The following is an 18,615-nucleotide window of genomic DNA, read 5'->3' on the forward strand; positions in this document are numbered from 1 at the left end:
CATAGCATTACCGAACATAGATATAACCAAACCCAGCCTTCGGCTTAAGCAAGCTTATCACCTTTATGAATAAATTTTTAAGAAAAATAATATTCCCTACCATTGCAGGCCTGTATTTTTTACCGGCATCGGCCCAAATCACTACGCCAGATCCCAAGGTTTTCTGGTCGGAGAATTTTAAGGGTGGTAAACTACCTGAGGGATGGAAAAACGTTGATAAAAGCACCCAAAACCTGGAGTGGTTGGTTACCAATCAGCCTTATCCCGGTTCTTACCAGTACCAGCAACAAGCCCCTCCTATCGCTTCAAAAAGCAGGGGTTATCATTTGCAGTTTCAGGCCGGTTATTTTGTTGACGAAGACCAGCCAAGGTGGATCAAAAAAGGCTGGCACCCTGATACCTGGATGCAAACCGGGGCTATCGACTGCTCGGGTAAATCGTCGGTGATATTATGTTTTCAGCAAACTTTCAGGTACAATGCCGAATCAGCCGCACCTGGTGCAGGCCTATTTGTAGGGATAAGTACCGACGGCGAAAAGTGGACCGACATTAATGTTATGAACAATGCGCCTGCTGCTACCGATATGTTTAACCCGGTTAACCAGGAGCTTAATATCACCAAACTGGCCGCTAACAAACCCAAAGTATACCTGCGTTTTTACTGGAAAGGTTATTACAGCTGGTATTGGATGATTGACGATATTGAGCTGGCCCAGGGTTACAACAAAGACCTGGCCATAGGCCGTTTACAATCACACAATGAAGGCGATAATACCTTTACCAAAGCCGATGTTTTGGCAGTTACCGTCAAAAACAGTGGTACTGAAACAATTCGTTCGGGTTTTAAAGTTAGCTGTACAATTGATGGTAAAAAGGAAATTGCCACCAATGTTGCAGCCTCAAAAAAAGGTATCGAACCTGGCGAAGAAGTTTTGGTTAAGCTCCCTGCAACCGATTTAACTAACAGACCTTTGCATAGCTTAAACTTCAGTTTGAGTTTTGATGGAGATCAAAAGCCGTCAAACAATAATCTTTTTACCAAAATAACCGCCAAAGAATCAAAAGTTGGCGACCTTACCAATTTTAAAGCTACCGGTAACGAGTTTGATATTGCCGCCGGTCTGTCGGCCTTTAAGGTTATTTTTTACAGTGACGATATTTTCAGGATCTGGATGGCACCCGACGGCGAATTTACCAACCCTGCGGCCAACGATATTGTGGTTGACTATGGCGTTAAAAACCCAACTGTTGCCTGGGCAGATAAAGGCGCTTACTACCAACTTAAAAGCGCCCAATGTATACTTCGGGTATTTAAAGCCCCTTTGCGCTTTGCCATGTATGATGTTACCGATACCCACCTGATCTGGGAGGAAACCCAACCGATATCATTCGGTGCGCATACTTCTCAAACAATGAAACGCCAGGCCAATGAATATTTTTATGGCTGCGGTATGCAAAATGGTTATTTCTCGCACCGCGACAAAGATATCCTGATTGAAAAAGGCGGCGGTTGGGATGATGGCGGCAGGGCTAACCCTGCTCCTTTTTACATGTCGACCGCTGGTTACGGTGCTTTCCGCAATACTTTTGACGCAGGCAAATATTCATTTAAAGAGCAGCTGGCCTTTACACATAATGAAAACCGTTTTGATTGCTTTTACTTCTACGGCCCCTCATTAAAACAAATATTAAACGGATACACCCATATAACCGGCCGGCCGTTTTTAATGCCCCCATGGGCGTTAAGTATGGGCGATGCCAACTGCTATAACCGTGGCGTTAAAGGCACCGACACCAAAAACTATGCAGGCACCGGCATTAACGGTACCACGCCTGATGTTATTAAACTGGTGGCGGATAAATATGTGGCCAACAATATGCCCCGCGGCTGGATCCTTCCTAACGACGGTTACGGCTGCGGGTACACCAAACTCGATTCGACCATCATGGAACTGCATAAACGCGGCTTTTACACCGGCCTCTGGACTGAGAACGGCGTTGAAAAAATAGCTAAAGAGGTGGGTCAATACGGCTCAAGGGTAGCCAAGTTAGATGTTGCCTGGGTTGGCCCCGGCTATAAATATGCCCTTGATGGCTGCAAAGCTGCTTACGAAGGTATTGAAAACAACAGCGATGCCCGTGGCTTTATTTGGAGCGTAATGGGCTGGGCCGGTACACAGCGTTACTCAACGGTATGGTCGGGCGATCAATCGGGCAATTGGGAATATATCCGGTTTCACATCCCAACGGTTATAGGTTCAGGGCTCTCGGCTCAAAATGCGGCAACCGGCGACGTGGACGGTATTTTCGGCGGCAGCGATTCAACCTATGTGCGGGATTTGCAGTGGAAGTGCTTTACGCCCGTTTTAATGGTGATGAGCGGATGGGCCAAAAAGGATAAACAACCCTACATTTACGGCGAACCTTATACATCCATCAACAGGAAATACCTGCAGCTTAAAATGCGCTTAACTCCCTATATGTACACGTATTGCGCAACGGCACATGAAACAGGCGTACCTGCCAGCAGGGCCATGGTGCTTGAGTACCCCACAGACAGCGTAACCTGGAGCAAAAAAACACAGTATCAGTTCATGAATGGCGAATCGCTGCTTGTAGCCCCCGTTTACAAAAGCGAAAGCAAAAGGGACAGTATTTATTTACCTAAGGGCGGCTGGTATGATTACTGGAGTGGTCAAAAAATGGAGGGCGGCACATGGCTCAACAATTACCCTGCCCCACTTGAGAAGCTTCCTCTTTTTGTTAAGCAAGGGGCAATTATCCCCATGTACCCCGCTATGAATTACGACAGCGAAAAGAAAACAGATACGCTAACCTTAGCTATTTACCCGTACCAGAAATCGGCTTTTGACCTGTATGAGGATGACGGCCTCACCCGCCACTATAAAACCGGCGCTTTTGCCAAAACGCTGATAGCTGTTGATGCTACTCATGGTGTTAGCATTGATATTAACGCCGCCAGGGGCAGTTATAACGGCATGAACAAAGAAAGGGTTTACCTTCTGGACATTCATCAAACCGAAGCCCCCAAAGCTGTAAACGTAAACAGCCAGAAGCTTAAAGCATTTAAAAACCAGCAACAATTTGACAAGGCCAAAACGGGCTACTATTTTGATAAAAACGATAAAACCGGTACTGTTCATATTAAAACTGAATCCCTGAGCACATCGGTTAAACAAACGGTAACCCTATCCAATCAGTAAACACCAACATGATCACTAATGCGGGACTTTTAAACAGCGGTAAATCAAATTCCGGCTACCAGGTTTTCGGAGCGATAAGCATAATTTGCCTGAGCATAAGCCATTGTAAAATTGTGCCTTACTGAGGGTTCAAGGATGCTTGCGGATGGAAAAATAGTTTTAAGCTTCCCGCTTAGGTGATCATTTTCGGGGCTTGGTGATAGCGGGCCGTTCAAGGTCAATGCATTAGTATCAAAGCGTTTGCCTATTGTAAGGAGTGGATCTTTAGAAAACTGGGATTGTTGCGCGGTAGCCTGCTGATTGGCGAATTTATAAAACGGCAGGGTTGTGTAAGACGCCGCAATCTTTTCAGTTTCAACCTGACCTATACGGGGCATGGTAATTCTCCACATTGAAGTGAGACTTACATTAAATGTTATGGCTTGTCCGGTACTGTTTAGTTCCATTGGCTGTGCAGTTTGAGCGTTTGCGCCGGCGGCGAATAATGATACAATTGCCGCTAAGATTAATTTTTTCATGATGGTTTACTATTTAAGGTAATACCGGTACCGATTAGGTGCCGGTTATTGTTATATAATTTTGTTTTTAGAATAATGTTACTCAAAAGTATGCCCAGCAAGCACAGAGGGCAATAAAGACCCGGGTTAACCAGACAAACCAAAACCCGGAGCGGTCAATAAGTACCCCGAATAGAAAAGAGCATGTCATATGTTGTAATACTATGGGAGCCTGCTTTCCATGAGAGTTTTGCTTAAAGTATCCGACAACCTCCACAAATGGTTTCAATCGTTTTAAATCGACGGGCAATAGGGCCGGTTTCCGAAAAATGGTATTTACTCAACGCTGAAAATGCCCGGTTCATGAACTACTTTGTCGGGTTGGAGGATTTCTGGAGGCTGTTGGGAAAGATGGAAGATAATTTTGGAGACAAATCAAGAAAAACAAACAAAATGAAAACCCAAAACAAGATTACCAGATTAATGCAATTTACAGCGATAGCGCTATTGGCCGCTTTCAGCCCAAAGGTGAGTACAGCTCAAACTTCTCCCGCGGTAAAGAATATTGTTATTGTACATGGGGCCTTCGCAGACGCATCCGGATGGGAAGCCGTTTATAAAATTTTAAAGAAAGACGGATATAATGTAACGCTTGTGCAAAACCCGCTTACGTCGCTGAATGACGATGTTGCCGCAACCAACCGGGCCCTGGAAAAACAGGATGGCCCTGCCGTACTTGTAGGCCATTCGTGGGCAGGCTCGGTGATCACCGAAGCAGGTGTATCTCCAAAAGTAGCAAGCCTGGTGTATATTGCCGCGTTTGCTCCTGAAGTTGGCCAGTCAACCTTAGATGTTTATCAATCGGGGCCTGCCCTACCAAAAAATGGCATCCTGCCCGCAGATAAAGATGGTATTGTTTATTTTGATAAGACACTCTTTCATGAATGCTTTGCGGCTGACCTGAGCGAAGCAAAAGCTGATTTTATGTTCGACTCCCAACAACCCATTGTTGGCTCATGCTTTGTTGCGCCGTTAACACAGGCTGCATGGAAAACCAAGCCAACATACGCTGTTGTAGCTACAGAAGATAAAGCCATTAATCCTGAACTGGAACGCGCAATGTATAAACGGGCTGGTGCCATAGTAACAGAAGTTAAAGGCTGTCATGTTATATTCATGTCACAACCGGCGGCCGTAGCCAGGGTAATTGAGGCAGCTGCAAAAAATCCGGCAAAGAAATAAGTTTTCTTATTTTCTACAATATTGTCACAAACACAAGGGCGGCCTACAGTGGCCGCCCTTGCGTTTCGCAGATATGGCCATGTCATTACAAACAATGACACCGGCCGCTCAAATGTAAGATCAGGCAGCCGTGCATGTGGGTTCCCAGCTTGGTTAACCTATAAATCAATTTTAACCACCAGATCATCAGACTCGTACAGACTGCTCCGAGCTTCTCTGATCCTGCACCCGGTCAAACTCCTTTACATAGTCGGGGTGCTCGGTGCCCATAAGCCTGTCCCACACACGGAAATAGAGGCCATAATTACCCTTAAATCGGCTATGGTGCAGGTTGTGATATACGGAGGTATTGAAAAATTCAAAAAAGATGGTTTTTCTGAATCCACGGGGCACAATCTCGTAGCCCAAATGCCCGTAAACATTAATGACAAATCCTGCTACTGTAAACGCCAGCACAGCCAATGGGTGCACGGGGATCAGGAATACGATCACAAACAGCACGGCCCCCTCTGTCCAGGCCTCGATAAAATGAAACGAATACGAGGCCCATGGTGAAGGGTTAGTAGATTTATGATGCAGCAGATGAGTTAATTTGAAAATGGCCCGGTGGTGCAACAACCGATGCATCCAGTAAAAGTACGTGTCATGAATAACAAGACATAGTATAACGCTTACCGGGAGCCACCATGTTGCATGACTGTCCAGTTCCATGTATACTTTTGTATAATTACGAAATGGGGTGTAAAGAATAAAATAGGCAATTACGGCCAACACACCGGTGGTTTGAAGGGAATGCATGATCTCACGGATAAAATCGCGCTTTGTAGCTTCCCTGCCCTGAATCTTGTTTTTTTGGAAGTAGTTATTTAAGAAAAAGTAGAAGATCAGGAACGGAATACCGGCAATTACAAAATATCTAACGATTGAGATGCCGAAAAGCTTGCTTAATATTTCCATAGTTTGTTGCATAGTGCTCATGGTTTTAAATCATCACAAAGTACGGTAGCCTGCAGCCCTGAAAATATTAACAAAAGATAATTAACGATCATAGTTTACTGCTTTGCTGCTCTATTCAGCAATGTTGACAAGGAACAATCAGAGCTTCCCGGCAGAAGCTATCCTTGAGCGGATACGGCTTAGCGAAACAGGTGTAATACCCAACATCGTTGACAAATATTTACCCGGCACCCGGTTAAGGATATCAGGTTTCTCTTCCAATAACTTTACATACCGCTCTTCCGGAGATAACAAGACAAATGTTTCGATCCTTTCCATGGCCTCGGCCAGCATATTGAGCAAAAAATCATTGCGTGATAAGGACAACAGGGGGCTATTGTTTACCACGGGCTGTATTTTATCGTAATCTACTTCTATGATCTCCGTGTCTTCCAGGGCCTGGTAAAAAAAGCGCGACGCCCGGTTGAATAACACGCTGTCTACCGATGCTATGAACTGGCCTTCCCAGCGAAGCATCAGCGTTATTTCGTCACCATTTGCTTTAAGCAGATAGGTCCTGATAAGCCCCCGGCTTATATAGGCCAGCTTTTTGCCGGTTGCACCTTCCTGAATATAAATTTCACCGGCATCAATTTTTCTCGGTTTAACAAAAGGTATCAGCCGGTCGGCATCAGCAATGCCCAGGTCCTTAAATACCGACAAATAAAAATCGATTTCCTTTTGCTGCTCCATAGGATATATATCTTAGTTAACTCTTGTCCAGGTATCGGTACGTCCCACAAACATGCCTACAAAACCGGTTACTTTTAACTTATTCCCGTTTAAAAACAGGTTACACGTATAGGTTTTTCCGCTTTCGGGATCATATATTGTACCATCGTCATAGTACTTACCTTTAACGTTGCAATTTTTTAAAACCTCAAGCCCCAATACCGGCCGCTTACGCAGTGAGAGATTCAAGTTACGCCGATCTGTTAAAGGCTTACCATTCTTGTCGGCAGTCACTTTCAGCCAAACTATTTTACCAAAGTACTTATTATTTTTTTTATAGACCTCCACCTGACCGCGCCCGCCCGGGCTCAGCCATTTACCTAAGATCGCGTCGCCTTTCTGTGCAAAAGCATGCGTGGCTAAAAACACAAAAAGTGTTACTCCGATTATTTTTTTCATTGTATTTTCTTTAAAAAACGTGCGCCAAATCACCGGCGCACGTTATTAACTATACTGACAACATAAAGAACAAAATTGATTATCATTTTGAAAGCCCATTCCACAGCTTCCAAATATCTTTAGCCGAGTTAAAATCATGACATTTAAGATGGAGCTTCAAATTTTAACAGGCAAGTGTTCATATGATCTTAAATAGCGCAGGCAGTTAGCACTGCCCGCGCTCCGTCAACTAAACTATTACTAATAATTATTCACCAGCAATGCCACCTGCGCATTAGCGCCTGTTCCTCCGGGAATACCCTTCAGGGCTATGGTAACACTTTTAGATATTTTAGTGCCAAGAGAACTGAGTGTATAAGTAGTTATCAGGGCAGCGGTGCTCGCGTCCCTGATCTCAAAAATATAGCTAATAGTTGCTGGCACTGTTTTCTTGGCCGCGTAGGGTAAAAAATCACTGGCCGATTTATAAGCCAGGCCATTTACCAAAGTATTACTCTGGCCTTTTATATTAATGCTCACCGGCTTACTCCCCATCGAGACATTTACAAAACGCACGCCGATCAAGCTATCTGCAGCTGCATAAGCGGGCACCTTATCCGTAGTAAAATAGGAATCGGTGTTATCAACAGTGCCTGTAATAAATAGCGTATGGATACTGTTCGCCTCCATCAGGATGTTGTTCTTATAAAGTGTATGCAGGGTATCCGTTTGCGGTGCAAGCGACAAGGGAATATTGCCCAAATGGCCCGAAAATTCAAGGGCCCCATTGTTTGTTATAACGGCAGCATTCTTATAATAGATCAGCGTTTTCTCGCTGTCAAAATTAGGTATCAGTCCGTACCCTCCCGAAATGGCATTAACAATAGTTAATGATGAAGATGATATTGCGGGTAAGCTGTTTTTTTTACAGGATAGCATGCTGCTACAGCAAGCTATCCATGTGATCACATAAATTAATCGGAACTTCATATTGATGCGGTTTTAAATTACAGGGATCTTTTGTCTTCCAATGCGTGTTTTATACGATTTTGCAGATCTTTCAAATGGTACAATGTAAGCGGATCCTGTACACGCGGGATGGCTTGCCTGATCTGACTTTGAAGTAACAGTACATCCGCTTTTAACAGTGATGACGCATCGGTTTCTGAACTGGCCGCATCATTTGCCGACAGGATCTCCAGCATAGCGCCCCAATATGATTTCTGAAGATTTCGGCGGTAGCTATCTACCTTCACTTCTCCATTGCTCTTCAATTCGCCCCATATTCCCTGGTGCAGGGTAGTGATATATTCATTCACATCGTAGGCATTGTTTCCAAATTGCTTCATATTGGCTATGAGCTTATTGATCCTGCCAATATCCATCAGGCTGTTCAACACACGTACCTGTACATCCTCAACAAAATTTGGCGATTCGGGCAGGTTTATCCTATCTACTACCTTTTTATTGATCAGCCAATAAGGCGTATCAAATAACTGCTTATTGAAAAATTGCATGGCTTCGCGCTGCATTGCCTTAGAAACAGGTACATAAAGCGGCCCCGACTGCTCCTCACTCTTGATGGTATAGTTTACGCCGCCAACGTTTTTAAGCACATGGCCCATATACCTGAAATACTGATCGGTAAGCGATTTATAGATCGACTCGAGGTTTTCATTGATACCACCCTCTTCATAAGTCCAGGCTGGTAAATTAGGCAGGATACGCTGAAGGTTTTTGATGCCGTAAGTACTGGCCTTAGCCGCATCATCACCCAGATCTTCCATCTGACTGCGGGGGTCAAATCTTTTTCTTTCACCGTCGCCAAACCATAGCCTTCTGTTTTTGGAAGTACGGTCTACTATCAATTTTCTTTGCAATTTCTTGTCTTCCTCAAACGAAGTTGCGCCGCTGCTTTTATAGCCCCACTCTATCGCCCATTTATCATATTCGCCTATACGCGGAAACAGGTCGTACTGGGGTATATGGTCTTGCGGCTGGGCAACATAGTTAAACCGCGCATAATCCATAATACTGGCAGTATGGCCATGCAGGTCCAGGTAATGTTTGCTGCGTAAGCTATCAACAGGGGTTTGGCTGCTACTGCCAAAATTATGGCGTAAACCAAGTGTATGGCCCACTTCATGGCTTGATACAAACCTGATGAGCTGCCCCATCAGTTCGGTATCAAATTTAGCTTTCCGTGCCTGTGGATCTGTAGCCGACGCCTGGATCAGGTACCAGTCATGTAATATCGACATCACATTATGATACCAGCCAATATGTGTCTGAATGATCTCGCCGCTGCGCGGATCATGGATATTAGGCCCGTAAGCATTGGCTACATCTGAAGCAAAATAGTTAAGCATCGAATAACGTGCATCGTCCATATGCATAGTGGTGTCATTTTCAGGCCACTCTTTACCGACGATGGCGTTTTTAAAACCTGCCTGTTCAAACGCTTTCTGCCAGTCATTAATACCGCTGATCAGGTACGGGCGCCATTGTTTTGGAGCAGCAGGATCAATATAGATCACGATAGGATGTTTAGGCTCCACTAATTCGCCCTTTTTCCATTTAGTAATATCCTCATCCCTGGGCTCCAGTCGCCAGCGTAAAATAAAATCCCGCTCTTCGGATTTTTGCTGATCATCGGCATACGTATTAAAGAAATCAGCAAAATAGCCTACCCGCGGATCAAAATAGCGGCGTTGCATGGGTACTTTTGGTAAAGCGATAAAAGAGGTATGCGATTCCATGCTCAAAGGATCGCCATTTTTACTTGGCCCCGACTGCGGCCCCTTTGGATCCATATTTTTACTAATACTGATCTCCACGTTAATGGGATATACGTGGATGGATTCGATATTAAAATCTTTCATGGACGCAATATTAGCCTGGGCACCTAAGCCTGTACGACCATTTATATTATTCACCATGCTCTTCTCCTTCAAAAACTTCGACACGTCGATCACATAACTTTTAGAGTCCTTCCCATAGGCAACTATTGGAAATGTAGCCGCTACCGGGTTTATATTGGAGTTGACCACCGCCTTGTAAATATCATTGGTAGAGTCTGCCTCGCTGATAACCAGGTCATACCTGATACGGATGGTTGAATCAACGCCTTTCTCAAATTGAATGGTCCGTTCATCAAGCTCTTCACCGGCGTACATGTCATACCCCCCGGATACTTTGTTCAGCCGATTGATAAGCATAATGTCACGGTGCAGGATAGAGTCCGGGATCTCAAAATATACGGTATCCTTTGCCTTATGGACCGCGAATAACCCAAATTGGCTGTTGAAAGATTTATTGATTACTGATTGATAGCTTTTTATTTTCTTCCGGGCCGGCGGCGGTTTAGTGGTGTCTTTAGCGGCAGCTTTCGCTACATCATCCCAGGAAGTGGCTATCGGTTTTTGTTGGCCATAAACAGTCGTTTGAACAGCTATAAGACAGACGAATAGCAGAAATATTTTAATAAAAAATCGAGTTGTTTTCATCTTTGTTTTAGATTTTTTTGATCAGGAAAGAGTTAGTTAATTTTTAACAGGATCCATACCTGATGTACAGCTTAATGATACCGAGGGCACGCCGGCAACCATTGATTTAAGCGCACCAACTCTTGCCGCTGATGCCGCATCCCAGATAATCACAACGGGGATTAAAAAGTCACCCGGTTTTTCCAATGTGTAATCCGTACGGTGGGCAGCCTGGGTGTGACTGCTGAGGTCGATAACAACTCCCTGCTTTTGCCGCGCAGCCCAGCTGGTAAGTAAAGGCAAAGCCATTGGTTTAAAACTATTGACCAAACTAATGGCCAAAGAATCATTTGCGGCATTTGGCAATGCTACTGAAACAAACTCATGGAGGTTACCGTCAAGCATCATATCCACGTTGTTGGTTGTAAATGCAAAATCGCCGGAACTTAATTTGCTGCTTGCGTTTCGGCCTTCAAACGGCATTGGGCCTTCAAAGCCGGAAACGCTGCTAAATCCGGGCATTTTCTTCCGGCTGGTTGACCCGCCACCCGGAGCACAGCTAACCACAGCCATAATGGCCAGGAACATGCCGGAAACCTTAACAAGTCCGAAAAATTTTTCTCTGTTCATTTTTATCTTCTTTTAATTGATTATTATGTTGTTATTTCACCTGATTATTGGGCATAGACCGCCTAACCGTATCAAATAATTGATACGTCACATGCTTTTTACTGTGCTTGCTTTATTTCCTAATAGCCCGGATTTTGAACCAACCGGGGATCTCTGATAATTTCTGAAACCGGAACGGGATATAATAATTGACCCGGTTTCCAGGGTTGTTTAATTGCTATAGCACCCAATACCTCGCTTGCTTTCCCCGTACGCTTCAGGTCAAACAAGCGGTGCGCCCACTCGGCAAAAAGTTCAACGCGGCGCTCCCGGGCAACAGCTGCTAACAGATCTGTTTGACCGGATGCGTTGGTATTAGGTAAACCAGCCCGGTTCCTGATCCGGTTAATGTCTGCTACACTTCCTCCTACATCGCCTAATTCTGCCCGGGCTTCTGCCCTGATGAGGTATTGCTCGGCAAGCCGGAGCATTACATTGTATTGCAAAGCAGGCTGGTTATTTGTAGCTGTCCGGTTAATATATTTAAAAGGGTAATTGTAGGTAACCCCAAAATAAGGGTCGATATTGGGGCTTGGTGTGCTCCTTACCCAGGCAGTATGGCGCAGATCTCCCGGTTCAAAAGCATTTGATAATTCATCAGTGAGATAGTTTTGTGGTGTCAAAAAAAAGGAAACAGAAGAATAAACAGAAGGATCCAAAAAAACAGCCTGATCATCCGGGCCTAACGATTCCCACTCAATCCTGGTATTAAAATTAATATCGTCATAAGTACCACTTCCTACCGGAGTTAATGACACGTCCTGCTTCAATTGCCAAATAGCTTCAGTACTATTGATCAGGAAAACCTTATTCAGATCGGCAAGGAGGGTGTAGTGACTATTGCCGATAACGGCAGATGCTTGTGCCTCGGCATTTTTCCAATCCTTTTGATAAAGGTAAACCCTTGCCAGCAAAGCCGTGGCTGCTCCTTTGTTGGGCCTGATCCGTTCGCCAAGACCAGCCGAAAAATTATCAGGCAACAATGACTGTGCGTCCTTCAAATCCTGAACCATTTGGTCATAAACCTGGGCTTGCGGGGCTCGGGGTAATGTAGCTGTCTTATTAAAATCAGTAGTAAGCACCAACGGCACATCGCCATAAAAATTGGTAAGGTAGAAATAACTAAATGCCCTGGTAAATTTTGCCTCACCTGTACAGCTTGCTCTTAAGCTATCCGTGATCTTGTCTGATACGGACGAGGTTAGGTTTTCGATAATGGCATTTGAATTATAGATTGTTTTATAGGCCGAAGACCAGATGACGTCTGCGGCAAAATCTGCGTTGGCATTAATGTTACTGGTAAGTAATGGATAAGTAAGCGTATTCGTTGGCCCTCCGTAATCCACAAACTCGTCGGCGGTCAATCCGCCATAAAGTGTTGTTGCACCATTACTGAATGCCAATCCTGTATTGATCATTTGATTATACAGGCCTGCCATCACAGAGTTGAGCTTACTGTCTGTACCGAATGCACTGGCCGTTGAAATAGTATTGGTTGGCTTATCGATCTCCACAAGTTTCTTACAGCCGCACATCACCACCATGATGATACTTAGCATGTATATTGTTCTTAAATAATAACGGGTTGACTTCATGATTTTTTCAATTAAAATGAGGCTGATAATCCCCAGGTGATGGTTCTGGTTGGCGGCATTGATCCGAAATTATTAACCTCCGGGTCCAGGCCCTTATAGTTTGTGATAACGAAGATGTTTTGGGCGCTTGCATTTATTGCCAATGCCTTCAAACCTATTTTCCGGATAATTTTTACAGGCAAGGTATATGAAAGAGCTATATTTTGCAGACGAATAAAACTGCCGTCGGTATAGGCCGCATCCGAGGAGGTATAATTAATGTCGGAGACTTTTGCGGTGGTAGTTAGTCTTGCTATGGAGGTAATATCGCCCGGATTTTGCCACCTGTTATTGTATTTATATAACGAAACATTGCCAAGCGCGCCAAATGCGGTACTGGCCAGCTCGTTTCTTGCCAGCTGCTTTCTGTAATTAAAAAACAAACTCAGGGATAAATTTTTGAAGCTGAACCGCTGTCCCATCCCCCCCGAATATTGAGGAGTTGTATTGATAAGCGCAACCCGGTCATCCATCCCGGTTCCGGGGGGAACGCCTGCCACAGCACTGACAAGACCATCGTGATTGGCATCCAGGTAGGTATACTGCCCGGTGAGTGGATCCACACCGGTAAACTTATATAGATACTGCTCGCCCAATGGCCGGCCTATCTTCATGAGCGTATAATAAGGCGACAGCTGAAAATTTGGGTAAGACAAGAGCTTATTCTTATTAATGCCAATGTTAAAGCTTGCGCTCCAGTGGAAGCTTTTCCCGTTGATGATCTGTGCATTAGCCTGAAATTCCCAGCCATCATTTTGAACATTAGCAGGACTATTGGCCGTTACCGTAGAAAACCCGGTAAGATCGGCGGTTGGGAATTGTATAAGTTGATTATTACAGCGATCCCGGTAGTAGGCAACCTCTACAGAAATGCGTTCATCCAAAAAGCTTAGATCAAGTGCCCCCTCCAGTTTTTTGTTAACCTGCCAGTGAAAATCAGTATTGGCGTGCTGTATGGATACCAGGGGGATAACACCGTTGTACTTGGGGTTAGTAGAAGTCGCTGACTGACCAGCCGAAACAGGGGCCCATTGCGTAAGATATTGATAATCACCCACTCCATCACTACCCGTAGTGCCGTAGCTGCCGCGAAGTTTAATTGTACTGAAAACTTTGGGCAGGAAATCTCTTACCCACTTTTCTTCCGTAACAATATATGCTGCACCTACAGATCCAAAATTACCAAACCGGTTATTTTCACCAAAACGGCTGCTACCATCCCGGCGACCGTTCAAATTAAGAATGTATTTATTTTCCCAGTTATAATTTATCCTGGCAAATACACCGGCATATTTATATTGCCCCTTTGCGTCGGTGGCCTGCACTACAGGTGCAGCAGCCATTGAATATAACAGGTCATCAGTGGTATATCCGGTACCTATTGTTTGTAACGAGCTGGTATTGTTAAGCTGATAGGTGCCGCCTGTCAATAAATTTATTGCCCCCTTCCCAATTACCGCGTTGTATTCAAGCTGGGGTTCAACAATAATATTGTTGGTATGGGCATTTTCAACTCTGGCGCTTCCTTTTTGAGGCGATCCCGGCAGCGGGTCCTGTGCGGCGAGAGGCTGGTATTGGCTTTGTTGTTTTTGTGTGTTATTATATCCAAGGTTAACTTTGGCCACCAAACCTTTGAAGATTGTATAATTTAAATTCAGGCTGCCGTTGAGGGTATTGGTTTTACCTTCATACGGTTGCAATAATCCTGAAAAAGGAAAAGAGATCCTGACTTTATCATATTCTGCGAAATTCAGGCTCCCCTGCGCATCATATACCGATGGCGCATTTGGAGGCAGAGTGGCCACGGGAGCTATACTGATCTGGTTGTTGACCAAAAAAGTGTAGTTAGTAGTAAACGACAAAGTAAAACGCTGATTTGCGCTGTGCGTTGTCAGGTTAGAGGAAAAAGATCCCTGAGGGTTTCTTCCCTTTGCTGTGCTGATGTCTGAACTCGCCCTGTAACCACCAGCCAGGCGATAGGTTGTCTGAGCTGTTCCGCCCGACAATGACGCCTGTAAATTGGTCCAGTTCCCGGTATTTCCATAAGCATATTTTTGCCAGTCGGTGAACCGGTTATTATCTAACAGGAAAATGTCGGCTGCATTTTGCGCAGTTGGTGTTATGCCGTCATTCCGGAAAGCTTCTTTGCGCATTGCAATGTATTGTGGTGTATTAAGCTGTTGCCATTCGGCTACCGTATAACGAACACCCTGAGCCAGATCAATGGAAAAATCGCCATTTGAAGGAGATCCTTTTTTAGTCGTGATCAGGATAACGCCGTTGGCGCCACGGCTACCGTAAATGGCTGTAGCATCAGCATCCTTCAATATCTCAACCGATTCAATATCTGAGGGGTTGTAAGCAGCCAGCGGACTGCTGCCCGATGAATAACCCACCGTTGGGTCGCCCAAACCTACAGAATATTGGCCGCGCTGGCGATTATTATTTTTATAATCAAATGGCCGCAGGTCAAGTACTGTTTGAGGCACGCCGTCAATAATGTACAGCGGATCGGAATTAATGTTGGTGTTGATAGACTGCCGCCCCCTGATCACTACCTTTACGGGCCCCCCATCATAACCCGTTTGCGGTGTTATTTCTACCCCGGGCGCCCGCCCTTCTAAAGCCAGTAAGGGATCTGTTACCGGTTGCTTTGCAATATCAGCAGCAGTTATCCTGTTGATATTACCTGTGGTTAATCGCTGTGTAGTGCGGCCGTAGGCCTGTACTACCACCTCGTCCAGCCCGCTGGTAGCTTCCTGTAAATTGACGTCAACAATAACCCTTTTATTTATTGGGACCGTTGTAGTTTTATAGCCTATAAAGCTAATAACGAGCGTATCAGTAGTTTCGGCAGTTTTAAGGATGTAGTTACCTTTAATATCTGTATTAGTGCCCAGCTTAGTACGTTTAACCATAACCGTTGCACCACTAAGCGGCACTCCATAGCTGCCGCTAACTTTACCAACAACTATCGATGGCTGAACCAATTTACCGGCTTTGTCTTTGATATCCGCAACCATGTCAACAACCTTGTCCAGCAAAGTTTTTTCGGCTTCCCTGATCACCACCGTATGCTCATCTATGGTATATGATAAAGCCTGCCCTTTCAAACAGTTTTTAAGCGCTTCTTCTATTCCCGCGTTTTCAAGCTGTATATCAACAGGTTTAGCATTTTGGATAAGCTTTGCATCAAATAAAAAGTCGTAACCGCTTTGTGCCCTGATCTCCTTCAGCACTTTTTCTAAAGGTGCCTTTTTGACATTGAGGGTGATTTGCTGAGCATAACTACTGGCACTTACCTGCATAACTGCCGCAATTATTAAAATAATAGTAAGTTTCATGAATAATAGAAATTTTGACATGCGGCCGGGCGGCCTACACGAATTTCCCGTGTAAAATTTCATACATTTGAATAGTTTGGGTTTTAGACTTTGTTTGTTTCCGAAAAATAAATTAATGGGGAATCCAGACTTAACCAGGGGTGTTCCACCACTCCTGGTTTGCTTATATCATCTCCATTCTGTGAGTAAGTAAAATTTTACTGCATAACCGTGATCCTCCTTCCCGAAACTTTAAAGTGAACGTTACCTGTTAACTCCATGATCTTCAGCACAGCCGATATGTTCTTGGCACGAGATACCCAACCACCAAACGTCACATCACGATGCGCATTTTGCTCATAAACAACCTCTACGTTGTACCAACGGGCCACCTGCCGCATAATGCTTTCCAGGTCCTGATTTTTAAACACAAAGTCGCCGTTTTTCCATGCCATATCCCTTTCCAGATCGGCGGCCTGTACTTTAAGCTGATGCGTTTGCGTTGTTAAAACCGCCTGCTGGCCCGGACGAAGAATGGCACTTATTCCTTTGCCGGCTATTTTAACCTTGCCTTCCAGCAGCGTTGTATTAACGGTGGCCTCATCGTTATATGCATTTACATTAAAATGAGTGCCCAGTACTTCTATTTGCTGCTGCGTAGTAGCCACAATAAACGGTTTTTGAGGATTGTGGGCCACTTCAAAATAAGCCTCGCCATGCAATTCAACGCTACGTTGTTTTGGGCCGAAGATGACAGGATACTTTAAAGAAGAAGCGGCGTTGAGCCATACCTTTGTCCCATCAGGCAAACTAACCTCATACTGTCCGCCTTTTGGTGTTTCAATAGTGTTAAAGGCATTGGTATTGCTGTTTGCCTCATCGTCCACAACAGTGTATACGAGCCGGCCGCCAGATACTTTGGTGACTTTTATATGCGATTGGCGAACCTGTTCCCCACTCTTTAAATTATCAAGGTCAATTTTTTCGCCGTTGGCTAAGGTGAGCATAGCACTATTACGACCAGGAGCCACATCATTGGTATATTGGACAGATGTGTCCTTTTTTGAAATATACAGGTAAGTACTTACAGATATCAGGAACAGCAGTATAGCCGCCGCCGAATAAGACAGCCACGAGCGCCTGTAACTACGAGCCCGTGCAAAAGCCAAACGATCATAAATTTGTTTATTGGCTAACTCCCAATCCGGTTCGCCGGCTAAGGGTTCAGTTTCCTGGCTAAGCTGATTATACCAGCTTTCAACCAGTAAACGTTCTTCGGCAGTACAGTTACCCGCGGCGTACTTATTTAATAAGGCTTGTGCTTTTTGTTTATCCATAACTCACGGCATTCTGTGCCGATTTATAGATAAGACCATTAAAAAGGCGCCTGGTAGACATCAAAAAATAAAAAAAGTTTATTTTTTTTATTTTTTTTGGCGACAGAAAGGATTAACAGCTAAAAAAGGCGTAATAATACCATCAACAAGTAAAGAAAAAACAAGGAAAATTGAGTCCTAAGCAATTTAATTGCCATATTTATCGTTTTTTTCACCTCATGATCAGAAATATCCAATTTTTCGGCGATTTGCTTATGGGATAATCCATCATTTCGGCTCATTTCGAATACCTGCCTCATTTTTGGCGGCAAATTCGCAACCTCTTTTTCAACCTGCCGAACAAATTCATTAAAGGCAACCTGGTTATCGGTCGCGTATTCCCCCTCCTCCATAAAAGCCGCGAGGGATGTTAAATAATTATCTTTGTGCTTACTTCTGTTAATTAACTTAATGGTTGTATTACGCACCGCCGTAAACAAATATGCTTTAAGTGCCCCACTATCATTAAATTCAGGCGGTTTTGTCCAAAAAGCAGCAAAAACGTCCTGCACCACATCCATTGCTTCTTCATCATCGCGAAGCATGCGGCGAGAATGACTATACAATAAAGCCCAGTAACGATTGTAAATTTCAGTATATGCAGCCTCGTCTCCATCATACAACCGGATGGCCAATTCTGCATCACTTAATTTACCATACAGTTTCATAATTATTTAGAACCCGAATGTAACGTTTTTTTAACAGAAATTAAATATAGGAATTAAATGATCGCCAGTATACGTTCAATTCCTTAACCAACAAAGGCCGACATAGCTGCCGGCCTTTGTTGGTTAGTTATTTATATCAGAACGTTTACTTTACCGACACCAAGTAAGCCATCAGCTTTTGCGCAACGAGCAAAGAAGATGGCGGGTTTTGACCGGTAAATGTTCAACCATGTTATTTAAAATCGGCGGAGATAATGGTTTCCTTCCAGTATTCTACTTCCGCGGTCATGGCCTTTAATTTTTCCGAGGTGCGATTGTATGCATCCTGGCCGAGGTAAAGATGAACCGGCGGTTCTTCATTTTCGGCCAGACCTATCAATATTTCGGAGGC

Annotated in this window: 13 protein-coding genes; 2 read left to right on the top strand and 11 right to left on the bottom strand. The window is 44.4% G+C overall.

The annotated features are described in order from the left end of the window. Positions 1-65 precede the first annotated feature (65 nt). The gene (locus VF500_RS24685; protein WP_330862225.1) at positions 66-3,224 is read left to right on the top strand and encodes a TIM-barrel domain-containing protein; all 3,159 of its coding nucleotides are present in this window, start codon (positions 66-68) and stop codon (positions 3,222-3,224) included. 44 nt (positions 3,225-3,268) lie between these two features. On the opposite strand, the gene VF500_RS24690 is transcribed toward VF500_RS24685, so the two are convergent. Then, the gene (locus tag VF500_RS24690) at positions 3,269-3,742 is read right to left on the bottom strand and encodes a hypothetical protein (protein WP_330862226.1); all 474 of its coding nucleotides are present in this window, start codon (positions 3,740-3,742) and stop codon (positions 3,269-3,271) included. Between the two features lie 342 nt (positions 3,743-4,084). Here VF500_RS24690 and VF500_RS24695 point away from each other — a divergent pair, with 342 nt between their 5' ends. Further along, the gene (locus VF500_RS24695; protein ID WP_330862227.1) at positions 4,085-4,963 is read left to right on the top strand and encodes an alpha/beta hydrolase; all 879 of its coding nucleotides are present in this window, start codon (positions 4,085-4,087) and stop codon (positions 4,961-4,963) included. Positions 4,964-5,149: 186 nt separating this feature from the next. Here the strand turns inward: VF500_RS24695 and VF500_RS24700 are convergent, their stop codons facing one another. The 10 genes from VF500_RS24700 to VF500_RS24745 form a co-directional block, all read right to left on the bottom strand. Next, positions 5,150-5,941, bottom strand: coding sequence for a sterol desaturase family protein (locus VF500_RS24700; RefSeq protein WP_330862228.1), 792 nt, complete (start codon positions 5,939-5,941; stop codon positions 5,150-5,152). A gap of 117 nt (positions 5,942-6,058) precedes the next feature. Further along, positions 6,059-6,652: a Crp/Fnr family transcriptional regulator gene (locus tag VF500_RS24705; RefSeq protein ID WP_330862229.1), complete on the bottom strand. Its 594-nt coding sequence runs from the start codon at positions 6,650-6,652 to the stop codon at positions 6,059-6,061. Between the two features lie 12 nt (positions 6,653-6,664). After that, positions 6,665-7,090, bottom strand: coding sequence for a DUF2147 domain-containing protein (locus VF500_RS24710; RefSeq protein WP_330862230.1), 426 nt, complete (start codon positions 7,088-7,090; stop codon positions 6,665-6,667). A 240-nt stretch (positions 7,091-7,330) separates the two neighbouring features. Continuing rightward, on the bottom strand, positions 7,331-8,059 hold the full coding sequence (locus VF500_RS24715) for a hypothetical protein (protein WP_330862231.1): 729 nt from the start codon (positions 8,057-8,059) through the stop codon (positions 7,331-7,333). A gap of 17 nt (positions 8,060-8,076) precedes the next feature. After that, complete coding sequence (locus VF500_RS24720) at positions 8,077-10,575, bottom strand: zinc-dependent metalloprotease (protein WP_330862232.1); 2,499 nt, start codon at positions 10,573-10,575, stop codon at positions 8,077-8,079. A 36-nt stretch (positions 10,576-10,611) separates the two neighbouring features. After that, a complete protein-coding gene (locus VF500_RS24725; protein ID WP_330862233.1) occupies positions 10,612-11,184 on the bottom strand; it encodes a hypothetical protein in 573 nt (190 codons plus the stop codon). Positions 11,185-11,303: 119 nt separating this feature from the next. Next, the gene (locus tag VF500_RS24730) at positions 11,304-12,818 is read right to left on the bottom strand and encodes a RagB/SusD family nutrient uptake outer membrane protein (protein WP_330862234.1); all 1,515 of its coding nucleotides are present in this window, start codon (positions 12,816-12,818) and stop codon (positions 11,304-11,306) included. An 11-nt stretch (positions 12,819-12,829) separates the two neighbouring features. Further along, positions 12,830-16,201, bottom strand: coding sequence for a SusC/RagA family TonB-linked outer membrane protein (locus VF500_RS24735; RefSeq protein ID WP_330862235.1), 3,372 nt, complete (start codon positions 16,199-16,201; stop codon positions 12,830-12,832). A 197-nt stretch (positions 16,202-16,398) separates the two neighbouring features. Then, the gene (locus VF500_RS24740; protein WP_330862236.1) at positions 16,399-17,517 is read right to left on the bottom strand and encodes a FecR family protein; all 1,119 of its coding nucleotides are present in this window, start codon (positions 17,515-17,517) and stop codon (positions 16,399-16,401) included. 119 nt (positions 17,518-17,636) lie between these two features. Then, positions 17,637-18,224 carry an RNA polymerase sigma-70 factor gene (locus tag VF500_RS24745; protein WP_330862237.1) on the bottom strand — a complete coding sequence of 196 codons (588 nt, stop codon included), beginning with the start codon at positions 18,222-18,224 and terminating at the stop codon, positions 17,637-17,639. Between the last annotated feature and the right edge of the window lie 391 nt (positions 18,225-18,615).

Source organism: Mucilaginibacter sp. (genome assembly GCF_036383575.1).
Lineage (GTDB): Bacteria > Bacteroidota > Bacteroidia > Sphingobacteriales > Sphingobacteriaceae > Mucilaginibacter.